The sequence below is a fragment of the Massilia sp. Root133 genome (assembly GCF_001426525.1).
In the GTDB taxonomy this organism is placed as follows: Bacteria; Pseudomonadota; Gammaproteobacteria; order Burkholderiales; family Burkholderiaceae_D; genus Telluria; species Telluria orientalis.
Genome location: NZ_LMEW01000003.1, coordinates 178,591 through 200,888 on the forward strand (window position 1 = coordinate 178,591; position 22,298 = coordinate 200,888).

Annotated in this window: 24 protein-coding genes; 15 read left to right on the forward strand and 9 right to left on the reverse strand. The window is 64.2% G+C overall.

What is annotated here, in order from left to right:
* Position 1 precedes the first annotated feature (1 nt).
* The 6 genes from ASD28_RS04590 to ASD28_RS04615 form a co-directional block, all read right to left on the reverse strand.
* A complete protein-coding gene (locus ASD28_RS04590) occupies positions 2-898 on the reverse strand; it encodes a phosphoribosylaminoimidazolesuccinocarboxamide synthase (protein ID WP_056124649.1) in 897 nt (298 codons plus the stop codon).
* A 243-nt stretch (positions 899-1,141) separates the two neighbouring features.
* A complete protein-coding gene (gene fba / locus ASD28_RS04595; protein WP_056124652.1) occupies positions 1,142-2,206 on the reverse strand; it encodes a class II fructose-bisphosphate aldolase in 1,065 nt (354 codons plus the stop codon).
* A gap of 161 nt (positions 2,207-2,367) precedes the next feature.
* Positions 2,368-3,816 carry a pyruvate kinase gene (gene pyk / locus ASD28_RS04600; protein ID WP_056124654.1) on the reverse strand — a complete coding sequence of 483 codons (1,449 nt, stop codon included), beginning with the start codon at positions 3,814-3,816 and terminating at the stop codon, positions 2,368-2,370.
* Positions 3,817-3,874: 58 nt separating this feature from the next.
* On the reverse strand, positions 3,875-5,080 hold the full coding sequence (locus tag ASD28_RS04605; RefSeq protein WP_056124658.1) for a phosphoglycerate kinase: 1,206 nt from the start codon (positions 5,078-5,080) through the stop codon (positions 3,875-3,877).
* Between the two features lie 40 nt (positions 5,081-5,120).
* The gene (locus tag ASD28_RS04610; RefSeq protein ID WP_056124661.1) at positions 5,121-5,465 is read right to left on the reverse strand and encodes an AzlD domain-containing protein; all 345 of its coding nucleotides are present in this window, start codon (positions 5,463-5,465) and stop codon (positions 5,121-5,123) included.
* On the reverse strand, positions 5,458-6,201 hold the full coding sequence (locus ASD28_RS04615) for an AzlC family ABC transporter permease (protein ID WP_056124664.1): 744 nt from the start codon (positions 6,199-6,201) through the stop codon (positions 5,458-5,460). The genes ASD28_RS04610 and ASD28_RS04615 overlap by 8 nt, the downstream gene beginning before the upstream one ends.
* A 224-nt stretch (positions 6,202-6,425) precedes the next feature.
* Here ASD28_RS04615 and ASD28_RS04620 point away from each other — a divergent pair, with 224 nt between their 5' ends.
* From ASD28_RS04620 to ASD28_RS04630, 3 genes are read left to right on the forward strand one after another with little or no spacing between them, the layout of a single operon-like run.
* Entirely contained in the window at positions 6,426-6,620 is a 195-nt protein-coding gene (locus ASD28_RS04620) for a zinc-finger domain-containing protein (protein ID WP_036236204.1), read from the forward strand.
* A 24-nt stretch (positions 6,621-6,644) separates the two neighbouring features.
* Positions 6,645-7,646 (forward strand): YheT family hydrolase, encoded by a 1,002-nt coding sequence (locus tag ASD28_RS04625; protein ID WP_056124667.1) that lies wholly within the window; start codon positions 6,645-6,647, stop codon positions 7,644-7,646.
* Positions 7,647-7,649: 3 nt separating this feature from the next.
* The gene (locus ASD28_RS04630) at positions 7,650-8,252 is read left to right on the forward strand and encodes a DUF2946 family protein (RefSeq protein ID WP_056124671.1); all 603 of its coding nucleotides are present in this window, start codon (positions 7,650-7,652) and stop codon (positions 8,250-8,252) included.
* 104 nt (positions 8,253-8,356) lie between these two features.
* On the opposite strand, the gene ASD28_RS04635 is transcribed toward ASD28_RS04630, so the two are convergent.
* Positions 8,357-9,952 (reverse strand): M48 family metalloprotease, encoded by a 1,596-nt coding sequence (locus ASD28_RS04635; RefSeq protein WP_082577097.1) that lies wholly within the window; start codon positions 9,950-9,952, stop codon positions 8,357-8,359.
* Positions 9,953-10,048: 96 nt separating this feature from the next.
* Here ASD28_RS04635 and moaC point away from each other — a divergent pair, with 96 nt between their 5' ends.
* The 4 genes from moaC to ASD28_RS30845 all read left to right on the forward strand — a co-directional run bounded on the left by moaC (position 10,049) and on the right by ASD28_RS30845 (position 12,204).
* Positions 10,049-10,534: a cyclic pyranopterin monophosphate synthase MoaC gene (gene moaC, locus ASD28_RS04640; RefSeq protein WP_056124673.1), complete on the forward strand. Its 486-nt coding sequence runs from the start codon at positions 10,049-10,051 to the stop codon at positions 10,532-10,534.
* A gap of 237 nt (positions 10,535-10,771) precedes the next feature.
* Positions 10,772-11,263 (forward strand): type VI secretion system tube protein Hcp, encoded by a 492-nt coding sequence (locus tag ASD28_RS04645; RefSeq protein ID WP_056124678.1) that lies wholly within the window; start codon positions 10,772-10,774, stop codon positions 11,261-11,263.
* 12 nt (positions 11,264-11,275) lie between these two features.
* A complete protein-coding gene (locus ASD28_RS04650) occupies positions 11,276-11,656 on the forward strand; it encodes a penicillin-insensitive murein endopeptidase (protein WP_056124681.1) in 381 nt (126 codons plus the stop codon).
* Between the two features lie 143 nt (positions 11,657-11,799).
* The gene (locus tag ASD28_RS30845) at positions 11,800-12,204 is read left to right on the forward strand and encodes a hypothetical protein (RefSeq protein WP_202114410.1); all 405 of its coding nucleotides are present in this window, start codon (positions 11,800-11,802) and stop codon (positions 12,202-12,204) included.
* Here ASD28_RS30845 and ASD28_RS04655 read toward each other — a convergent pair.
* Positions 12,201-12,593 carry a VOC family protein gene (locus ASD28_RS04655; RefSeq protein WP_082577096.1) on the reverse strand — a complete coding sequence of 131 codons (393 nt, stop codon included), beginning with the start codon at positions 12,591-12,593 and terminating at the stop codon, positions 12,201-12,203. The genes ASD28_RS30845 and ASD28_RS04655 overlap by 4 nt on opposite strands.
* Before the next feature lie 192 nt (positions 12,594-12,785).
* On the opposite strand from ASD28_RS04655, the gene pqqA reads away from it, so the two are divergent.
* The 8 genes from pqqA to ASD28_RS04690 all read left to right on the forward strand — a co-directional run bounded on the left by pqqA (position 12,786) and on the right by ASD28_RS04690 (position 20,790).
* On the forward strand, positions 12,786-12,860 hold the full coding sequence (gene pqqA, locus ASD28_RS31610; RefSeq protein ID WP_081984033.1) for a pyrroloquinoline quinone precursor peptide PqqA: 75 nt from the start codon (positions 12,786-12,788) through the stop codon (positions 12,858-12,860).
* Positions 12,861-12,907: 47 nt separating this feature from the next.
* Positions 12,908-13,816 carry a pyrroloquinoline quinone biosynthesis protein PqqB gene (gene pqqB, locus ASD28_RS04660; protein ID WP_056124687.1) on the forward strand — a complete coding sequence of 303 codons (909 nt, stop codon included), beginning with the start codon at positions 12,908-12,910 and terminating at the stop codon, positions 13,814-13,816.
* Entirely contained in the window at positions 13,813-14,502 is a 690-nt protein-coding gene (pqqC, locus tag ASD28_RS04665) for a pyrroloquinoline-quinone synthase PqqC (protein WP_056124689.1), read from the forward strand. The genes pqqB and pqqC overlap by 4 nt, the downstream gene beginning before the upstream one ends.
* 11 nt (positions 14,503-14,513) lie before the next feature.
* The gene (pqqD, locus tag ASD28_RS04670) at positions 14,514-14,777 is read left to right on the forward strand and encodes a pyrroloquinoline quinone biosynthesis peptide chaperone PqqD (RefSeq protein ID WP_056124691.1); all 264 of its coding nucleotides are present in this window, start codon (positions 14,514-14,516) and stop codon (positions 14,775-14,777) included.
* Positions 14,778-14,784: 7 nt separating this feature from the next.
* Positions 14,785-15,912: a pyrroloquinoline quinone biosynthesis protein PqqE gene (gene pqqE, locus ASD28_RS04675; protein WP_056124693.1), complete on the forward strand. Its 1,128-nt coding sequence runs from the start codon at positions 14,785-14,787 to the stop codon at positions 15,910-15,912.
* A gap of 162 nt (positions 15,913-16,074) precedes the next feature.
* Entirely contained in the window at positions 16,075-17,796 is a 1,722-nt protein-coding gene (locus tag ASD28_RS33145) for a methyl-accepting chemotaxis protein (protein ID WP_156403690.1), read from the forward strand.
* Positions 17,797-17,911: 115 nt separating this feature from the next.
* Entirely contained in the window at positions 17,912-19,957 is a 2,046-nt protein-coding gene (locus ASD28_RS04685; RefSeq protein WP_200948786.1) for a S9 family peptidase, read from the forward strand.
* Between the two features lie 116 nt (positions 19,958-20,073).
* On the forward strand, positions 20,074-20,790 hold the full coding sequence (locus ASD28_RS04690) for a flagellar brake protein (protein WP_056124788.1): 717 nt from the start codon (positions 20,074-20,076) through the stop codon (positions 20,788-20,790).
* Here ASD28_RS04690 and ASD28_RS04695 read toward each other — a convergent pair whose 3' ends face one another.
* The gene (locus ASD28_RS04695) at positions 20,791-22,230 is read right to left on the reverse strand and encodes an O-antigen ligase (RefSeq protein ID WP_056124699.1); all 1,440 of its coding nucleotides are present in this window, start codon (positions 22,228-22,230) and stop codon (positions 20,791-20,793) included.
* Between the last annotated feature and the right edge of the window lie 68 nt (positions 22,231-22,298).

Genomic DNA, 22,298 nt, shown 5'->3' on the forward strand with positions numbered 1-22,298 from the left:
CTCAGACCTTCAGCTTCTCGCCGGTCAGGCGTTCGATGGCTTCGAAGTACTTGGCCTGGGTCTTGTCGATGACGTCCTGCGGCAACGCCGGTGCCGGCGGGGCCTTGTTCCAGTCCTTCAGCGTTTCCAGGTAGTCGCGCACGAACTGCTTGTCGAACGACGGCGGCGACATGTCCGGGGCGTACGAGTCCGCCGGCCAGAAACGCGAGGAATCGGCGGTCAGGACTTCGTCCATCAGGTGCAGCACGCCGTTCTCGTCCAGGCCGAATTCGAACTTGGTGTCGGCGATGATGATGCCGCGCGTGGCGGCGTAGTCGGCGGCGGTCTTGTACAGCTGGATACTGATGTCGCGGATTTTATTTGCCAGTTCCGAACCGATGCGCTGTTCCATGTCGGCGAAGCTGATGTTCTCGTCGTGCTCGCCCAGGTCGGCTTTCGCGGCCGGGGTGAACAGCGGCTCGGGCAGCTTGTCGGCCTGGCGCAGGCCGGCCGGCAACTGGATGCCGCAGACGGATCCGGTCGCCTGGTAATCCTTCCAGCCCGAACCGATGATGTAGCCGCGCACGACGGCTTCCACGAGGATCGGCTTCAGGCGCTTGGCGACGACGGCGCGGCCTTTTACCTGCTCCACTTCCTCGGGTGCGACCACGGATTCCGGCGCCACGCCGGTCAGGTGGTTCGGCACGATGTGGCCGAGTTTTTCGAACCAGAAATCGCTCATCTGGTTCAGCACCATACCCTTGCCGGGGATCGGTTCGTTCATGACGACGTCGAAGGCCGACAGGCGGTCGGTCGTGACGATCAGGATCTTGTCGTCGCCGACGGCGTAGTTGTCACGGACCTTGCCATGGCCCAGCAATGGCAGGGAGGAAATAGTGGATTGGTAGAGGCTTTTCATAGAGGGGATATCTTGATAAAGCGAAACCGGCGAAGAGGCCGGTCGGATGGGCGAAGGCTAGTGAGAGCCGGTGCCAAAGCGATATTTTACGCGAATATTGCGTGGAAATCGTCGCCCCCGCGAAAGCGGGGGCCCATGCTGAGGTTCCGAAGTTCGTGTTCAAAAGCCTCGCGCTGCTTTCAACTTACCGAATCTGGCGATTCAGTATGGGTTCCCGCCTTCGCGGGAACGACGGCTTGGGGATTACTGAACGATCTGCGCCAGCTCACCCGCCTTGTAGCGCTCCGCCATTTTCTCCAGCGGAATCGGCTTGATCTTGGCAGCCATGCCTTCGCAGCCGAAGGAGATATAGCGTGCCTTGCAGATCTGCGTCGCGGCTTCGCGGGCCGGCTTCAGGTAGTCGCGCGGGTCGAATTTCGACGGGTTCTCGAACAGGTATTTGCGGATCGCGGCCGTCATCGCCAGGCGGATGTCCGTGTCGATATTGATCTTGCGGACGCCGTGCTTGATGCCTTCCTGGATTTCCTCGACCGGCACGCCATACGTTTCCTTCATGTCGCCGCCGAATTCGCGGATGATCGCCAGCAGCTCCTGCGGAACCGACGACGAACCGTGCATCACGAGGTGCGTGTTCGGGATGCGCGCGTGGATTTCCTTGATGCGGTCGATGGCGAGGATGTCGCCGGTCGGCTTGCGCGTGAATTTATACGCGCCGTGCGAGGTGCCGATGGCGATGGCCAGCGCGTCGCACTGGGTGCGCGCGACGAAGTCGGCGGCCTGCGCCACGTCGGTCAGCAGTTCTTCGCGGGTCATGGTGCGGTCCGCGCCGTGGCCGTCCTCCTTGTCGCCCTTCATCGTTTCCAGCGAACCGAGCACGCCCAGTTCCGCTTCGACGGTCACGCCGATCGAGTGCGCGAATTTCACCACTTCCTTCGACACCTCGACGTTGTAGTCGTAGGAGGCGACGGACTTGCCGTCCGCTTCCAGCGAGCCGTCCATCATGACGGACGTGAAGCCCGAACGGATCGCGGCCATGCAGACGGCCGGCGACTGGCCGTGGTCCTGGTGCATGACGACGGGAATGTGCGGGTAGGCTTCGACGGCGGCGTCGATCAGGTGGCGCAGGAACGCTTCGCCGGCATATTTGCGGGCGCCGGCCGAAGCCTGCATGATCACCGGGCTGCCGGTCTGGTCGGCCGCGGCCATGATGGCCTGGACCTGCTCCAGGTTGTTGACGTTAAACGCCGGGAGGCCGTAGCCGTGTTCGGCGGCGTGGTCCAGCAGTTGACGCATTGATACGAGTGCCATGGTTTAGCTCCATAGGAATAAAGAAACCTTTCCGGGTCTCACACCTTCTGCGCGTGCGTGCGTCTGGCCTCGCGCGAAGGCGCGTCAGCCATGCACATCATCCGTTCGACAGTCTGGCGCGGCCGCGGTTGCGGCCGCGCGCTCAGGTGTTGAGCTCCCTCTTAATTGAATTCACCGACGCGAACGATCTTGAGCGCGTTCGTGCCGCCGACCTGGCCCATCGGCTCGCCCCACGTGACGACGATCGTGTCGCCCTTCTTGACGATGCCGTTGGCGACCAGCAAGTCTTCCGCCTGTTTCAGGACGGCGGCGCTGTCGCCGCGCTGCGTCAGGTGGTACGCATGCACGTTACGATACAACGCAACCTTGCGTTGGGTGGTGACGCTTGGCGTCAGGGCGAAGATCGGGGTGTCGACGCGGTGGCGGCTCATCCACAGCGCGGTCGAACCGGACTCGGTCAGCGCGACGATCGCCTTCACGCGCAGGTGGTGCGCGGTGAACAGGGCGCCGTACGCGATCGACTGGTCGATGCGGGTGAACTGCACGTTCAGGAAGTCGGCTTCCAGCTTGTTGTATTCGGAACGTTCCGCTTCGACGCAGATCGCGGACATCATCTCGACCGTCTCGACCGGCCACTTGCCGGCGGCGGTCTCGGCCGACGTCATCACGGCGTCGGTGCCGTCCAGCACAGCGTTGGCCACGTCCGACACTTCGGCGCGGGTCGGCACGGCGTTGACGATCATCGACTCCATCATCTGCGTGGCGGTGATCGCCAGCTTGTTGCAATCGCGCGCCATGCGGATCATGCGCTTCTGCAGCGCCGGTACGGCCGCGTTGCCCACTTCGACGGCGAGGTCGCCGCGGGCGACCATGATGCCGTCGGAGGCGTCCAGGATCTCTTGCAGAACGGGAATTGCTTCCGCGCGCTCGATCTTCGCGATCATCATCGGCTTGTGGCCGAACGGCTCGCCGGCGATGTTCGCCAGCTGGCGCGCCATTTCCATGTCGGTCGCCGTTTTCGGGAACGAGATCGCCAGGTAGTCGGCCTGGAAGGTCATCGCGGTCTTGATGTCCTCCATGTCCTTCGCGGTCAGCGCCGGCGCCGTCAGGCCGCCGCCCATGCGGTTGATGCCCTTGTTGTTGGACAGGTCGCCGCCCACCTTGACGATGGTGTGGATCTCGCTGCCGGCCACGCGCTCGACGATCAGCACGATCAGGCCGTCGTTCAGCAGCAGCGTGTCACCCGGACGGACGTCGTTCGGCAGTGCCTTGTAGTCGAGGCCGACGCGTTCCTGGTTGCCCAGCTCGCCGTTCTCGCCCCAGCGGGCGTCCAGGATGAAGCGGTCACCGTTGTTCAGTACGATCTTGCCTTCTTCGAACTTGCCGACGCGGATCTTCGGGCCCTGCATGTCGGCCATGATCGCCACTTCGCGGCCGCACTCGGCCGCGGCGCGACGCACCAGGTTGGCACGGTCGATATGGTCCTGGGCGCGGCCGTGCGAGAAATTCAGGCGCACGATGTCCACGCCCGCGCGGATCATGCGGACGAGCGTATCGAAGTCGGAGGAAGCGGGGCCGATGGTTGCGACGATCTTGGTACCACGAGACATTGATCTATCCTTGAAGTGAAAAGCGCAGCCCGTGGGCTGCGCCGGTGACCGTGAGGTGTTATTTCGCAGCGCTACGCTGCAGCAGGATCTCCACCGCCGGAAGCGTCTTACCTTCGAGGAACTCGAGGAAGGCGCCGCCGCCGGTCGAGATATAGCCGACTTGGTCGGCAATATTGTATTTTGCGATGGCAGCCAGGGTGTCGCCGCCGCCCGCGATCGAGAAGGCTTTCGATGCGGCGATGGCCTGGGCCAGGGTCTTGGTGCCTTCGGCGAACTGGTCGAACTCGAACACGCCGACCGGACCGTTCCACACGATGGTGCCCGCCTTGGCGATCTGCTCGGCGAGCTGGGCCGCGGTCTTCGGGCCGATGTCCAGGATCATGTCGTCGTCGGCCACATCCTTGACGTCCTTGACGGTCGCGGTGGCGGTCGGCGAAAACTCCTTCGCGCACACGACGTCCACCGGGATCGGCACGGTCGCGCCACGGGCGGCCATCTTGTCGATGATGGTTTTCGCCTCGCCGACGAGGTCCGCTTCCGCCAGCGATTTGCCGATGTTCAGGCCCACGGCCTTCATGAACGTGTTGGCGATGCCGCCGCCCACGATCAGGTTGTCGACCTTGTCGGCCAGGCTCTGCAGGATCGACAGCTTGGTCGACACCTTGGAGCCGGCGACGATCGCCAGCAGCGGACGCTGCGGCGCGCCCAGGGCCTTGCCCAGCGCATCCAGCTCGGCCGCCAGCAGCGGACCGGCGGCGACCACGGGCGCGAACTTCGCGATGCCGTGCGTGGTCGCTTCGGCGCGGTGCGCGGTGCCGAAGGCGTCATTCACATAGATGTCGCACAGCTTGGCCATCTTCTGCGCCAGCTCGTCCGAATTCTTCTTCTCGCCCTTGTTGACGCGGCAGTTTTCCAGCAGCACGACCTGGCCCGGCGCGACGTCGACGCCATCGACCCAGTTCTGTTTCAGTTCAACCGGCTGGCCCAGCAGCTCGGACAGGCGCTTGGCGACCGGCGCCAGGCTGTCTTCCGGCTTGAACTCGCCCTCGGTCGGACGGCCCAGGTGCGACGTGACCATCACGGCCGCACCCGCATCAAGCGCAGCGCGGATCGCGGGAACCGAAGCACGCACGCGCGTGTCTTCCGTAATGTTGCCGGCGTCGTCCTGCGGGACATTCAGGTCGGCGCGGATGAAGACGCGCTTGCCTTTCAGCGCGTCTTGGTCGATCAGGTCTTGCAAGCGGGTGAAATTGAGAACGGCCATTGTCAACAATCTTGGAATGTTTAAAAAACGCTATTTTACCTTAGCCGACCCCATGGAAAACACCAGAAACGCGCAGCACAGTAAATACCACCATGCCAATAACGATGGTCTGCAACATGTTCCGCCGCCACAGGTAGTAGGCCAGCGAGATGATACCGGCCAGGAGTTTCGGGTTCGTGACGGCCAGCTCGACCTCCCCCTGCGGCCCCAGCATGAAATCGGGCGCGACGATCGCGGCCAGCGCGCAGGCGGGCGCATAGCGCAGCATTTCCTGCACGCGCCGGGGAATCGTCACGCGGTGGCCCACCATCCACAAGGCGCTGCGGCAGCATGCGGTGGCGACACCCAGCACCACGATGACGGTCCAGATTTCCCAGTCAGCCATGGCGGACCTTGCGGCGTTCCTGCGTTTCCTCGATGGCGATGGCGGTGACCATGCCGACGAGAACCGCAAGCAGCAGCCCGAGCTTGTACGGCAGGCCATGCGCCAGCACGGACACGATGCCCGCCACGAGCACGCCGCACAGGGCCGCGCTGTTCATGACCAGCGGGACGAGGATGCACAGGATGGCGAGCGTGCCGGCAAAGCCCAGCTGCCATTCCGTCGGCACGGCGCTGCCCAGGAAGATGCCGATGAACGTGCCGACCTGCCACGCGACCCAGCTCGGATACAGCAAGCCCTTCAGGAACGACAGCTTGCCCCGTTCGGGCGCCGTGCGGGGATAGCGCTGCAGGAAGAGCGCGGTGGTCAGGTCGCCGGAGATATGGCCAAGATAAAAACGCTGCACCACCGGCAGGTGCGAGAAATGGGGGGCGAGCAGTGCGGAAAAGATGACGAACCGCAGGTTGACGACGAAGGCGGTGGCGAAGATGACGCCGATGGGGGCGCCGGTGGCGATCAGCGGCAGCGATGCAAGCTGCGCCGAACCGGAATACACGATCAGCGTCATGGCGCTGGCTTGCAGCACCGTGAGGCCGCTCTTGACCATCGCGACCCCGACCACGATGCCCCATGCGCCGAGGCCGAACAGCGTGGGCAGGCCGACCTGGAAACCCTCGCGCCAGGCGACGGGGTCGTGCCCGTCGACATCGTTGCCGCTCTCCATGCGCACTCCGCTCATGTCGCGTTCCTGCAACAAAAGCGGTCGACAAGCATGGCGGACAGGCTGCGTTCGGACATGAAACGAGGGCGTGAAAATGCGCGTAGATTTCCCTGTCGGAAATTCTACTCGACAGTATTAAGGTTGCTATTCTACCGGACCATTCCGGCAATCAGGTCGAATCCGTTAGAATCGTGGTTTTGGGAATGCTGTGTTTCCCTACCTATTAGCTGACGGAGAAATGAATGAACGACAAGACCATCCCGGTCGTGGAACTGGAAGCCAAGGACCTGCCGGCCTATTGCCCGAACCCTGCCATGCCGCTGTGGTCGTCGCACCCGCGCGTGTTCCTGGACTTCGATCATGACGGCAACGCAAAGTGCCCGTACTGCGGCACCCAGTACCGCCTGAAGCCGGGCACCGTGCTGGCGCATCACTGATTTCTTTCCTGTCGGGAGCTTGCCGTGAACCAAGCGGGCGCAGCAGGCTACCAGGCGCCGTGGTGGCTGCCGGGCGGTGACCTGCAGACGATTTATCCCGCCGTCTGCATCCGCAAGCCGGCCGTCGCCTACCGGCGCGAACGCTGGAACACCCCCTGCGGCCAGGATTTCATCGACGTCGACCTCGTCGACGGCGCCTCCCCTGCTTCTCCCTGCGTACTGCTGTTCCATGGCCTGGAAGGGTCGTCGGACAGCCATTACGCGCGGTCGCTGATGGCGGCCGCCAAAGCGCGCGGCTGGCATGGCGCGATCCCGCATTTCCGCGGCTGCTCGGGCGAGCCGAACCTCGCGCCCCGCTTCTACCACTCCGGCGACGCCGAAGAACTCGACTGGATCATCCGCCGCCTGCGCCCCCGCCATTCCGGGCCGTTCTACGTGGCCGGCGTCTCGCTGGGCGGCAACGCGCTGCTGCGCTGGCTCGGTGAACAGGGCCATGGCGCGGGCATCGTCGATGCCGCCGTGGCCATCTCCGCCCCGCTCGACCTGGCGGCCGGCGGCGCCGCGCTGTCGGCCGGCTTCAACCGCCTGTACACCCGCATGTTCCTGCAGACGTTGAAGCCGAAGGCATTGGCCAAGCTGGACCGCTTTCCCGGCCTGTTCGACCGCGACCGCCTCCTCGCCGCGAACGATTTATATAGTTTCGACAACGTCGTCACCGCCCCGCTGCACGGTTACCGCGACACGGACGATTACTGGCACCGCGCCAGCGCCCGCCACGTCCTGCACGACATCGTCGTGCCGACGCTCGTGCTGAATGCGCAGAACGACCCGTTCCTGCCCGGCCGGCACCTGCCGCGGACAGCTGCACACGCGGTGACCCTGGAGTATCCCGAGACGGGCGGTCACGTCGGCTTTTCCGTCGGTCCCTTCCCGGGGCGGCTCGACTGGCTGCCGCAACGCATCCTGACATTTTTCGACGACACGGCCATGCGCGCGCCCGCGCCCGCGCGGCTGTGCGAAGCTTGAACCATGGACGACATCGTAAAACAGGCAATGGCCAAGTGGCCGAACGTGCCGTACTGCTACGGCTGGCTGGCACTGGACGCGCGCGGCGCCTGGCGCATGCGCGACGAGGCGGCCCAGCGCGCGGGCGCCCCTGGCGACAAGCTGACGAATGCCGCACTGGTCGGCTTCATCGCCCGCAATTATTTATCGGATGAGCGCGGCTGCTGGTATTTCCAGAACGGTCCGCAGCGCGTGTACATCAACCTCGAGACAACGCCCTTCATCGCGCGCACGGATCCGGCGCAGGGCCTCGTGCTGCACACGGGGCAGCCGCTGGGCGCGCCGGAAGAAACGTTCATGACGGACGCCGGCGGCATCGTGCTGCGTGCTGGCCGGACGGTGGCCCAGTTGGACGACCGCGACGCGGCGCAATTGCTGCAGGCGTTCGAGCTGGATGGGCGGCCTGCGTCTGACGACGAGGTGATGACGTGGATGGCAGGCGGCGCCGGAGAGCTGGCGCTGCGCTGGCAGGACAGGCGTATTGCGGTGGGACGGCTAACGGCGGACGAGGTGCCGGCACGCTTCGGGTTCGTGCGGCTGCCGGACTTGCTGCAAGGGCAAAAATAGATAACATGTGAACGTCGATCCCGCGAAGGCGGGAACCGAATTTTTGGGTAGGTCGCTCACGCAAAATTAGGCCCCTGCCTTCGCAGGGGCGACGTGGTTTTGGGTTACCGATCCTTGTCCTTCTTCTCTTTCTTCTCGTCCTTCTGCCGCTCGTTCAGCTCGCGCTCGCGCGCATCGATCACGGCCTGGTCGTAGAACGACACATCCTTCGCCTTGCGCGCGAGATTGAGCTGGTCGACGGCCGCCGGCAACGCGCCCGACAGCACATACGATTCTGCCAGCGCCATATGCTGCAGCGCGATCTTGCCCTGGGCCGCATAGGCCTTGGCGAGCTGGTCGTACAGCTTGGGCTCTTCGCGGTATTGCTGCACCTGGTCGCGCAGGAACTGGGCCGCCTTGTCCAGCTGGCCGTCCGCGATCAGCGCGTCGGCATACTGGCGCGCCAGCATGCGCGACAGCGGGAATTTCTGGTACGCGGCTTCCGCATCCTGCACGGCCTGGTGGACGACGGCGGGCGGCTGCCCCGGCGCCAGCTTGATCTCGGTGCCGAGGGCGGCGAACATGGCGCTGCCATCGGTACCGCTGCGCTCGCTCGAAAACACGCCGGGACGCGGCCTGGTCGATGCCTTCGCCTTGTCGAGCCAGCTCTGCGCCCCTTTCAGGTCGCCCTGCTTCAGCGCGAGGAACGACAGGCCGTACATCGCGGCCGTCTGCTGCTGCGTGTTCGGCTGGGCCAGCTGGCTGTCGAACGTGGATTTCGCTTCGTCGCGCCCCTTCTGGCTTTCGTCCTGCAGCACGCGCGCGCGCGCGCGTACGAGGTGGAACTCGATGCTGTCCGGCCGGATGTGCATCACCTTCGGATTGTCGCGGATGCGCGCCTGGATGTCGGCGATGCGCTCACCCGTCAGCGGGTGGCTGCTGAGCCAGGCCGGCGCCTCGCCATAGACGCGCGTCGTGCTCTGCAGGCGCTTGAAGAACGCCACCATGCCCGACGTGTCGTAACCGGCCGCGCGCATCGTCTGGAAGCCGACGCGATCGGCCTCGCGCTCGGCGTCGCGGCTGAAATTCAGCTGGCGCTGGATGGCGAGACCTTGGCCGCCCAGCATGACGCCCATCGCCGCATCGGCCCCGCCGCCGGCCTTGCCGACGAGCGCCGCCAGCAGCAGCGCGGCCAGGGGCAACAGCGCATCCTGCTTCTGCTGGCCGATCATGCGCGCGATGTGGCGCTGCTGCACGTGGCCGATCTCGTGCGACAGCACGGAGGCCAGTTCCGACTCGTTCTGCGCCGAAATGATCAACTGCGAGTGCACGCCGATGAAGCCGCCGGGCAGCGCGAACGCGTTGATCATCGGATCGCGCACGGCAAAGAAGAAGAAATCGGCATTCGTCTCGCCGCGTGCGCCGGGCGCGAACGACACGAGGTTTTCGCCGAAATTGTTCAGGAACTCGATGATCGCGTCGTCGTCCAGGTAATCGGGATCGCGCCGGATATCGTTCATGATCTCCTCGCCCAGCTTGCGCTCCAGGAAGGGCGACAAGTCGGCACGCGCGGTATCGCCGAGCGTCGGCAACCCGGTCGTATCGGCGCTGCCGCGCAGGACGGGGACGGTAGGGGCGGCAAACGCGCCGGCGGTGGCCACGACCAGGCCGACGGCGGCGGCGACACGGCGCCATGGCCACCTTGGTGAAAGCTGCAACATCGCTGAAATCGGGTTAGGTTTCACGATGCTATGATAACCGCTTCCCGGCCATCGCTACTGCTGGGCCATATTTTGTTACTTCGTTCCCTCGACAACATGACAACATCCCCTCTGACCCACTTCGACGCCACCGGACAAGCCCACATGGTCGACGTCGGCGCCAAGGACGCGACCCACCGTATCGCCGTCGCCGCCGGCACCATCCGCATGCTTCCGGCCACCCTGGAACTGGTGACGTCGGGCTCGGCCAAGAAGGGCGACGTGCTGGGCGTGGCGCGCATCGCGGCCATCATGGCGGCCAAGCGAACGAGCGACCTCATCCCCCTGTGCCATCCGCTGGCCATCACGCGGGTCGCCGTCGATTTCGAGATCGACGCGGCGAACAACAGCGTGCACTGCCGGGCGCAGGTGGAGACCTACGGCAAGACCGGGGTCGAGATGGAAGCGCTCACTTCGGTGCAGGTCGGCCTGCTGACCATTTATGACATGTGCAAGGCGGCGGATCGGGGGATGGTCATGACCAATGTGCGGGTGCTGGAAAAGCATGGCGGCAAGTCGGGCGACTGGACGGCGGCGGTGTGATTAATGTGTTTAGACTCGTTGGGTTATATGCCCATCCGTAGCTGGCCACTCTTCAAGAGTCGGTCAACGACAGAAGATTCGTCCGCACGGGCACCCGTTTAATAATCGAAGAAAATTCCAGAAACCCCATTCTTGAGACTTGATTTTTCCCCTTCACTTCACTTGACAGTTACCAACGACGGCGCCAGCGGCCCGGTCGAAAATATTCGCTTCCCTCAACTTGTACCGGAGAGAAGCATGGCTACTGACGTTTATCTGAGTATCGATGGAATCAAGGGCGAGTCAGCAGACTCTGCGCACCAAGGATGGATCGAGCTGACTTCGGCACAATGGGGCGTCACACAGCCCCGTAGCGCAACCGCATCCACAGGAGGCGGCCATACTGCGGAACGCTGCGAGCACCGCACCCTCGCAATCAGTAAGCTTGCGGACCTCGCCTCCCCCGTTCTGATGCAGACCTGCTCGATGGGTAAAACGATCCCGAAGGCCAAGCTGGAGTTCATGCGCGCTGATGGCGATGGTGTCCGCGTCAAGTATTACCAAGTCGAGTTAGAAAACGTCATGATCGCCAACATGGAGCAAATGGTGCATGGGGGCGGCATCCTGCATGACGAAATCGGACTACGCTTCTCCAAGATCAAATGGTCGTACACGCAGCAGAAAATCGGTGGGGGCGCCGGTGGATCGACAACGGGCGGCTGGGATCTGGCTTGCAACAAATGCGCCTGAGGAGGCTACCCCATGCCTACCGAATGGACGACCGAAGACGACGACAGGTGCCCCGACCCGATCCGTCCTCGCCCGACACAGGATTCGCGAGGCTTCTTCATGCTTCCACAAGCGCCTATGGACTCGGGCTACTATGTGTATGGTGATCTCTACAAGAAGCCGGCTAAAGGCGCCTATCAGTACGCTCACCCGATCATGATGACGGCCGTGCTTCGTGTGGCGCTGGAGTGGCAGGCCATCGATAAGCGACGTATCGGTATCGGAGACATCAGCCTCCCGGACGGCAGGAGAACCCCGGATCACAACTCACATATGAGCGGGCTGGAGGTTGATGTGCGGCCGCTACGCAAGGACGGTCTCGAACTTCCGGTGTTCTGGTGGGATGCGGAATGACAAACAAGGCACCGCAAAGCTGATCGAGATGTTCAGAACATTTGCTCCAGTCGCTTTTGTATTGTTTAACGGCCCCGATATCCCGTTCGTCAGAAAGGCCACGAATCACGACCATCATTTTCATGTGAAGCTACGGGGCTGACATGCGCAAAACGATAACCTTACTGACCTTGGGCGCGACGGCAATCGCGCTGTCGCTCGCCCATGCTGCCGACCCGTCTTCCGATCCGTACCGTCTCTGGAAACCAATGCAAGGGGCAATCTACAAAGTCCATTCCGGCATCGTTTCAGATCGCACGCCGGCAACGGCGAACGATCGCAAGCTGACAGTTCTCGTCGATGGCAAGTCTGCGAAAGACATTTTCGATTCCATTGGTCCGGACCTGCCCGAAACATGTACCGGAGAACCGGGCGACCGGATGCGGAAAAAAAAAGGCCTTCATTGCAGCTACACCGCGCAGGACAAGGGAACGAAAGATGGCCCCTATCGATGCTGGATCGGTCTCGATCTTCGGACTGGGGACAGCGTCGGAACCGTGAGTTGCTAGCTACCGCTCCCACGCAACCGCGTCCCGACCCACCAGTAATTCCCCTGCGCGTCCTGCCCCCCCGCCGTCCGGTCCCCATACGGCTGGTCGCGCGGCTCGGACAAGCTGGTTGCGCCATGGTCCAGCGCCCGCGCATAGACCCGGTCGACATCCTCGACATACACGTGCACCGAGGCGATCAGATCGGCCCCCGGCCGGCATCCCATCATCACCACGGAATCCCCGATCCTGACCTCCGCGTGCCGGATCCCGCCGTCGGCGTCCGGCTGGCGCCGCAGCTCGGTCGCGCCGAACGCGTGGGCGAGAAAATCGAGCATGGCGCGCACATCCTTCACAAGCAAATACGGCGATACCGCGTTATAGCCGTCCGGTTTGTATCGTTCGTCCATCTGCGTCTCCCAGTGTTCACACGAAACTGAACAATTCTGTCACAGATGTATCGTCGTGCAATACAACTGTTCATCTTTGACACAGGCCTGCCCAGCAAATAGAGCGCCACGCCATGTGGCATGGATATTGCGAATTCCTCCTTGACTGCGCGCCGCGCATTCATAACCCATCCAACGATCAAGGAGACAACCATGGCCTGGACCAAACCCGAATTCATCGACTGGCGTTTCGGCTTCGAAATCACGATGTACATCGCGAATCGCTGATGCAGCCCACGCCCGCGGCAGCGCCGCGGGCTTACCGGATCCCCGTCATGAAGATCGTCGTATTAGGCTCCGCAGCCGGAGGCGGTTTCCCGCAGTGGAACTGCAATTGCCGCAATTGCGCCGGGCTCCGTAACGGCACCGTCCGCGCGACGGCGCGCACGCAATCGTCGATCGCCGTGTCGGCCAACGGGACCGACTGGGTGCTGATCAACGCGTCGCCGGACATCCTCGCACAGATCCGCGCCACACCCGCGCTGCAGCCGGCACGCGGCCAGCGCGATACGGGCATCGCCGCCGTCATGCTGATGGATGCGCAGATCGACCATGTCACCGGCCTCCTGATGCTGCGCGAGGGGAAAGAGCTGCCCCTCTATTGCACCGCACAGGTCTGGCGCGAACTCAACCAGGGGCTGCCGCTCGTGCCCGTGCTGTCGCACTATTGCGGCGTGCGCTGGCATGCGCTGCCGATCGAAGGCGGCATGCACGTGCCCGGCATCGACGGCATCCGCTTCACGCCGCTGGCACTGAACAGCAAGGCGCCGCCCTATTCCGACCACCGCAACGATCCTCACCCGGGCGACAACATCGGCCTGCTGATCGAGGACACGCAAACAGGCAAATCCGTGTTCTACGCACCTGGTCTTGGCGCAATCGATCCGCAGGTGGATGCCGCGCTGCAGACAGCGGATTGCGTGCTCGTCGACGGCACGTTCTGGCGCGCGGACGAGATGATCGCGCTGGGGTTTTCCAAAAAAATGGCGGCCGACATGGGCCACCTGCCGCAGTCCGGCGACGGGGGCATGATCGCCGTCCTCGACGGCATCAAGGCGCGGCGCAAGGTGCTCATCCACATCAACAACACGAATCCGATCCTGGACGAAGACTCGGCAGAGCGCGCCCTGCTCGCGCGCCACGGCATCGAGGTCGCGTTCGACGGCATGGAGATCAAGTCATGAGTACCGAAGCCTGGAGCCGCGACGAGTTCGAGGCGCAATTGCGCGCCCGAGGTGCCGGCTACCACATCCATCATCCGTTCAACGTCAACATGAACGAGGGCCTGCTGGGCCCGGACCAGATCCGCGGCTGGGTCGCCAACCGGTTTTATTACCAGGTCAATATCCCGCAAAAGGATGGCGCCATCATCGCCAACTGCCCGGACCGCGCCACACGGCGCCGGTGGGTGCGCCGCATCCTCGACCATGACGGCTGGGGCGATAACGAAGGCGGCATCGAGGCGTGGGTGCGGCTCGGCGAGGCCGTCGGCCTGACGCGCGAGGCACTGTGGTCGCAGCGTCACGTCGTGCCCGGCGTGCGCTTCGCGGTCGATGCGTACGTCAATTTTGCACGCCAGGCGCCGTGGCAGGAAGCCGTCTGCTCGTCGCTGACGGAGATGTTCGCGCCGAAGATCCACAAGGACCGGCTGGCCAACTGGCCGACGCATTACGCGTGGATCGATCCCGACGGCTTGCAGTATTTCCGCAGCCGCATCTCGCTCGCCGAGCGCGACGTCGAGCACGGCCTGGAAGTGACGCTCGGCCATTTCACCACCCGCGCCCAGCAAGAGCGCGCGCTCGAGATCCTGCAGTTCAAGCTCGACATCCTGTGGGCCATGCTCGACGCCATCGAGAAGGCCTATCCCTGAGGAGGCAAGCCATGCACACCGTTCCCGATCAACCCGCCCTGTCGCGCCTCTTCCGCATGCAGTGGGAAGAGGCCCAAGGCAACTACGTACTCCTGTATCCGGAGGGGATGGTCAAGCTGAGCCAGAGCGCGGCCGAGATCCTGAAGCGCTGCGATGGCGCCCGTACCGTGCCGGCCATCGTCGGCGAGCTCGAACAGGCGTTCAACTGCGGCGGCCTGCGGGACGACGTCGACGATTTCCTGCGCGTCGCCAGCGAACGCGGCTGGATCGTGTGAGCCCATCATGAATGCCCCGACCTTCCGCCCCGCCATCGCGCCGCCGCTGTGGCTGCTGGCCGAGCTGACCTATCGCTGCCCGCTGCACTGCCCGTTCTGCTACAACCCGGTCGATTCCGCCAATGACCGCACCGAACTGACGACCGAGCAATGGTTCGACGTGATGCGCCAGGCGCGCCAGCTCGGCGCCGCGCAACTCGGCTTCTCGGGCGGCGAACCGCTGCTACGGGACGATCTCGAAGAACTGGTCGGAGAAGGCCGCCGGCTGGGGTTTTATACGAACCTGATCACGTCCGGCATCGGCCTCACCGAATCGCGCCTCGCCCGCATGAAGGAACTGGGCCTCGATCACATCCAGCTGTCGTTCCAGGATTCGACGCGCGAACTGAACGATTTCCTGTCGAGCACGAAGACGTTCGACCTGAAGGCGCGCGTCGCCCGGCTCATCAAGCAGTACGCCTATCCGATGGTGTTGAACGTCGTGCTGCACCGCTTCAATCTCGACCACGTGGAGCGGATCATAGCCATGGCGCTCGAGATGGGCGTCGAGTACCTGGAACTGGCCAACACGCAGTATTACGGCTGGGCGCTCGTCAACCGCGACCAGTTGATGCCGACGCGGGAGCAGGTCGCGCATGCGGAAAGCGTCGTGAACGCATGCCGCGCGCGGATCGGCAACAAGATGCGCATCCTGTTCGTCGTGCCCGACTATTTCGAGGCGCGGCCCAAGGCGTGCATGAACGGCTGGGGCGGCGTATTCCTCGGCATCGCACCGGACGGTACCGCCCTGCCCTGCCACGCGGCCCGCACATTGCCGGGCATCGATTTTCCGAATGTGCGGGACACGCGCGTGAAGGAGATCTGGTACGACAGCGACGCATTCAACCGCTACCGCGGCGATGCCTGGATGAAAGATCCGTGCCGCACCTGCGACGACAAGGCGAAGGACTTCGGCGGCTGCCGCTGCCAGGCGTATGCGCTGACGGGCGACGCCGCCAACGCGGACCCGGTCTGCGCGAAGTCGGCGCGGCACGGCGACGTGCAGGCGATCGTCATGCATGCACAGCGAACACAGCAAGACGCCGTGTGGCAGCCGGCGCAACCGATCGTGTTCCGAAAAAATCCCCAAAAATAGGTCTCTGCACAACAATCTTTTATTGAACAGATATCGAACGACGCAGGCACGAACGTAAGTGTTGGAAAAACGCGCCAAATCGTACATACGGACCCGAATTCTCACAGATTATTTCCGCACATCAATTAACATTTACCTGAACTCATCATCAGGAGATGTGCCATGTTCAAACAGATGAAGGTCGCGACCCGGCTGACCCTTGGTTTTCTTGCCGTCGTCGTGCTCGGCGCCATCGTCGCCGGCATTGCGATCTATAACATGACGCAGATGAACGAGCGCGCCAAGCGCATGTACCAGAAGGAATTGCTGGGCATTTCCTACGTCAAGGAAGCCGATCTGAACCAGGTCTCCCTCGGCCGTTCGCTGCGCGGCGCCATGCTGGCGTCGACCGACGACCAGCGCACCAGGATGCTGGCCAACGCCGACAAGTACAAGCAGCTGCTGCAGGAAAACCTCGACAAGGCGCGTCCGCTGTTCCACTCGGACGAAGGCAAGCGCATCTTTGCCGAAGCCGATGCACAGCTGCGCGACTTCGACGGCATGACCACGGACCTGGTCAAGCACGTGAAAGCGGAGCCGCTCGAGACGAAGCGCGATTCCGTCGACTACCTGTTCGGCACGCTGCTGCCGAAGTCGCAAGACCTCGACGCCAAATTGGCGGAACTGGCCCATAACAAGGAAGCGATGGCCCAGGAAACCAATCTGAGCAACAAGAGCGCCTATGAAAACAGCCGCGCCACGCTGCTCGTGCTCGTCGCGCTCAGCGCCCTGCTCGGCACGGGCTTCGGCATCCTGATCACCCGGAGCCTGACGCGCCAGCTGGGCGGCGAGCCCGCCTATGCGGCCGAAGTCGCAGGCCGCATCGCCGCCGGCGACCTGGGCACCGACGTGCAACTGCGCGCCGGCGACGAGAGGAGCCTGCTGTTCGCGATGAAATCCATGCGCGACCGCCTGGCCCGCATCGTCAGCGAGGTGCGCCAGGGTACGGACGCCATCGCTTCCTCCTCCGCCGAAATCGCGAGCGGCAACCTGGACCTGTCGTCGCGCACGGAACAACAGGCCAGCTCGCTCGAGGAAACCGCGTCGTCGATGGAAGAGCTGACGTCGACCGTGAAGCAGAACGCCGACAACGCGCGCCAGGCCAATGTGCTGGCGCAAACGGCGTCGACCGTGGCCGGCCAGGGCGGCGACGTCGTGGCGCAGGTCGTGCAGACGATGGGCTCGATCAACGACTCGTCGAAGAAGATCGTGGACATCATTACCGTCATCGACGGCATCGCGTTCCAGACGAACATCCTGGCGCTGAACGCCGCGGTCGAGGCCGCGCGTGCCGGCGAACAGGGCCGCGGCTTCGCGGTCGTCGCGGGCGAAGTGCGCACGCTGGCCCAGCGCTCGGCCGCCGCGGCCAAGGAAATCAAGGGCTTGATCGGCGACTCCGTCGACAAGGTCGAAATCGGCACCAGGCTCGTCGACCAGGCCGGCAGCACGATGCACGAGGTCGTCTCAAGCATCCAGCGCGTGACGGACATCATGGCCGAGATCAGCGCCGCCAGCCAGGAGCAGACCAGCGGCATCGAGCAGATCAACCAGGCGATCAGCCAGATGGACAACGTGACCCAGCAGAACGCGGGCCTCGTCGAGGAAGCCGCGGCCGCGTCGGAAGCCCTGCAGAACCAGGCGGGCAAGCTGGCGGAACTAGTCAGCGTGTTCCGCCTCGACGACCGTGTACAGGCGGCCGCACCGGCCGCGCCGGCGGCGCCGGTCCGTGCCGCGAAACGTGCCGCGACGCTGGCGGCACCGAAGCCGGCACCTGTCGTCAAGCCGGCACCGGTACGCGCGCCCGCGAGGGCGCCGGCCGCTGCGGACGAGTGGGCAGAGTTCTAAGGCCCGTTCCCTGCTCCATCTTTCGCGTGGTAAATTGCTGCCTTTCACCGGCTGAGCCAACAGGCGCAGCCGTGTATTCACAAGCCACAAGCGAGAGGACAGGATGAAATTACGTATGCTGGCGCTGGCCGCCGCCCTGACGGGCGCGGCGCTCGGCGCGACGGCCGCACCGCGCGGATTTACGGTCGAAGACCTGGTGACGATGGAAAGAGTCGGCAGCCCGGCGGTGTCGCCGGACGGCGGCAAGGTCGTCTATACGGTGCGCACGACCGACATGGGCAAGAACCGCGGCCATACCGACCTCTACCTGGTCGACCTGCGCGCCGCCGATCCGGTGCCGCAACGCCTGACGTCGGATGCCGCCAGCAGCACGGATCCGGAATGGTCGCCGAACGGCGACGCGATTTACTTCCTGTCGGCGCGCTCGGGATCGGGCCAGGTGTGGCGCGTGCCGGCGGCCGGCGGCGACGCGGTCCGCGTGACCGATCTGCCGCTCGACGTGGACGCCTTCCGCGTCGCGCCGACGGGCGACCGCATGCTGCTCAGCATGGCCGTATTCCGCGACTGCGCCGACCTCGCCTGCACGAAGGCGCGCGTGGACGCGAAAGAGAAGGACAAGGCCAGCGGCAAGGTCTACGACCGCCTGTTCGTGCGCCACTGGGACACGTGGTCGGACGGCCGCAACAACGTGCTGTACGCGGCGCCGCTGGATGCGGCCGGCCGCGTGAACGGCACGCCGGTCAGCCTGTCGGGCGCGCTCGACGGCGACGTGCCGTCGAAACCGTTCGGCGATCGCGAGGAATTCCGCTTCAGCCCGGACGGCAAGACCGTCGTGTTCTCGGTGCGCATCGCGGGCAAGACCGAGGCGTGGTCGACGAACTTCGACGTGTACACCGTCCCCGCCACGGGCGGCACGCCGCGCAACCTGACTGCCGACAATAACGCCTGGGATACGAAAGCGGTGTTTTCGCCGGACGGCCGCACCCTCGCCTACCTGGCCATGACCCGCCCCGGCTTCGAGGCGGACCGCTACCACATCGTGCTGCTCGATCTCGCCACCGGCAAGAAGCGCAACGTGGCCGACAGCTGGGACCGCTCGCCGGGCAGCATCCAGTGGACGGCCGACGGCAAGACGCTCATCGCGGACGCCGAGGACATCGGCCAGCACCGCCTGTTCGCCATCGACGTGGCCAGCGGCAAAGTGTCGCCGCTGACCGACAAAGGTTCCATCGGCGGCTTCGACGTGCGCGGCAATACCGTCGCGTTCACGCAAACGAACCTCGCGTCGGGCGCGCAATTGTTCGGCATGCAGATGGGCACGAACAAGGCGAAGCAACTGACCCACGTGAACGAAGCCAAACTGGCCGACGTGCGCTGGGGCGACTATGAACAGTTTTCGTTCAAGGGCGCGAACGGCGACACCGTCCATGGTTACGTGATGAAGCCGTGGAATTACGAGCCGGGCAAGAAATATCCGATCGCCTTCCTCGTGCACGGCGGCCCCCAGGGCAGCTTCGGCAACGGGTGGAGCTACCGCTGGAACCCGCAGGTGTACGCGGGCGCGGGCTACGCGACCGTGTTCATCGATTTCCACGGCTCGACCGGCTACGGCCAGAAGTTCACGGACGCCATCAGCGGCGACTGGGGCGGCAAGCCGCTCGAGGACCTGAAAAAAGGGCTGGCAGCGGCCACGACGAAGTACGCCTGGCTGGACCGTTCGCACGCGTGCGCGCTGGGCGCGTCGTATGGCGGCTACATGATGAACTGGATCGAAGGTAACTGGTCCGACGGATTCAAGTGCATCGTCAACCACGACGGCGTGTTCGACACCCGCGGCATGGCGTATTCCACCGAAGAACAATGGTTCACCGATTGGGAAAACGGCGGTCCGTACTTCGCCGTGCCGGACAAGCACGAGCGCTTCAACCCGGTGCTTCACGTGAACAAGTGGAAGACGCCGATGCTCGTCGTGCAGGGCGACCTCGACTTCCGCATCCCGACGACCCAGGGCCTGTCCACGTTCACGGCACTGCAGCGCCGGGGCATCGACAGCAAGCTGCTCGTGTTCCCGGACGAGAACCACTGGGTACTGAAGCCGGCCAACTCCGTGCTGTGGCATCACACCGTGATCGGCTGGCTGGACCAGCACCTGAAGCAGTAAATCCGCGCAGTATTCTTGCCTGGATGACGAAAAACGCCTGTACGTACAGGCGTTTTTTTCGTTTCCAAAGAATTGCCCCAGTGCTACTATTGGTCGCTTACGAAGATGAAAACATCATGAACGACCCGCAAGCGGACCGCGAACTCAAACCCCAGGAATTCGAATTCGAATCGATGAACCTGCAGGTCGGCGTACGCCTGCAATTCATCACGCACCGGCGCCTGAAACCCGTGCAGCACTTCTCCACGCTGATCGGCTGGTTGAAGGACGAATACCTGATCGTCAAGATCCCGATGGACAACGGCGCGCCGATTCCCCTGGTCGAGGGCGAGCGCGTGACGATGCGCGTATTCTCGGGCATCCACGTGTGCTCGTTCGCATGTACGGTCGAGCGCGTGTTCGGCCGGCCGTTGTTGTATGCCCACATCTCCTTCCCGCGCACGATCCAGGGCACGAGCCTGCGGACGGCGATGCGGGTCAAGGTCGACATCCCCGCCAAGGTCATCCCGAAAAACGCGACCGTCCCCGGTGCCGACTGCCTGCTGACGAACCTGAGCGTGAACGGCGCCCGCGTCGAATCGAAGAAGAGCCTGCCCCAGGACGAGGACGAAATCGACCTGGAATTCGCCCTGCTGGCCCCGCCCAATAACCAGGAAATCCGCGTCCGTACGCGCGCGGCGGTGCGCAACATCAGTGCCTTGTCGGGCGGGTCGGAACAGGCCGAGGGGTTTGCATACGGCGTCCAGTTCGTCAGCCTCGACCCCGTGCACTACACGTTGTTGCAGAACCTGACGTATGAGGCGTTGCTGGCGGATCGCCAGAAGATCGTCTGATCAGAAGTAGCCGGCCTTCCACAGGCGGGGCCATTGCGAGCCCGTGTTGACCGCCTGCTGCGCCGGCGTCGGATCCTCGCTGCGCAGCCTGGCGCCCGCGTCCGGCCCTGCGCCGGCGACCACCCCCGCCATTGCCGCGACGATGCACACCGCACCTACGCCATAGCGGACGCCGCCCGGTACGGCGGTTGGCGCCGGGCCGGCGATCCGGTGCCAGCCGATGGCGCACCCCAGATACAACGCAACAGCGAGCTGGCTCTGCGGCATCACGAAAATGCCGGACACGAGCCCGTCGACGAGGATCGCCACGGCGCCCGTGAGCAGCGCGGCGAAAACGGCCTGGTTGGCGCCGTCGTCGTCGCGGACGCGCGCGCCGGATCGCAGCAAGGCGCGCAGCCCGTACGCGAGCGCGGCAAGCAGGCACGCAAGGGCGGGCAATCCCCATTCGGCGGCTACCTGGAACAGCCAGTCGTGCGGATGGGCACCGATGTGCAGATAACCGGCATGGTGTGCGAAATGCATCGGTCCGACGCCAAGCCACGGATGCTGTTCAATCAGCGCGGCGGCAAGCCGCCACAGCAGCATGCGGCCGGACGCCGGATCGGCGGCCGTGCGTTGGAACGTAGACGAAAACGAGCTCATCCCGGCGGCACCCAGCAAGGCCGGCACGATGGTCAGGAAGAAGAAGTACGCGACCAGGCCCAAAGCGGCCGTCATGGCGACATGGCGCAGATAGGGTACGGCCCGCCGCCGCGCCAGTACGGCGGCAACGGCGCAACCGGCCATCATGCCCACCAGCGTGCCGCGGCCCGCCGTGGCATACAACGCCATCCACCAGTACGCCGCCACCGCCGTCCACAGCCAGCCCACCCTGGACGCACGCGGCGTCAGGCAGCACAGCAGGATCAGCAGCGGCAACGTCGAGGTCTGCGTATGGTTGAAAAAGCGGATGTTGCTGAAGTTGGTCGTGAAATCGTCCCGGGCCAGCGGGATACCGAGGCTGAGCCCGCCGACATACGCGACGATGAACAGGAAGACATAGAACGCGCACATGCCGCCCAGGCAGCGAAGGACCAGCAGGAGGGCCGATTGCCCGTTACGCGTGATCTCGGCCGCGACCATGGCGGCCAGCACGTACAGCAGAAACAGGTTGGCAACCTCGAAGGCGGCGAAGCGCGGCGAGAAGGCGGCTGCGATGCTCAGGATGCCGAGCAGGAAGAACGCAGCCAGCGCCATGCCGGGGCGTCCGGAAAACAGGCCGGAGAGGGTCTTGCGCTCGACCAGGGCGATGCTGCCGCCCAGCAGCACGGTGCCGATCTGGACGAGGCGCTGGTGATCGTGGCCGGCCACCAGCATGAAGTTGGCCAACAGGGCGAGACACAGCAGCGCCGTGAAGCGCATCTGCAACAGCGCCGATGGATGGGTTGCCGTCGTAAGCACGCTAGACCTCGTTCGATCCGGTAATAAAAAAGCCGCCCAGCTTACACTGGGCGGCTCCTTGACGCTAT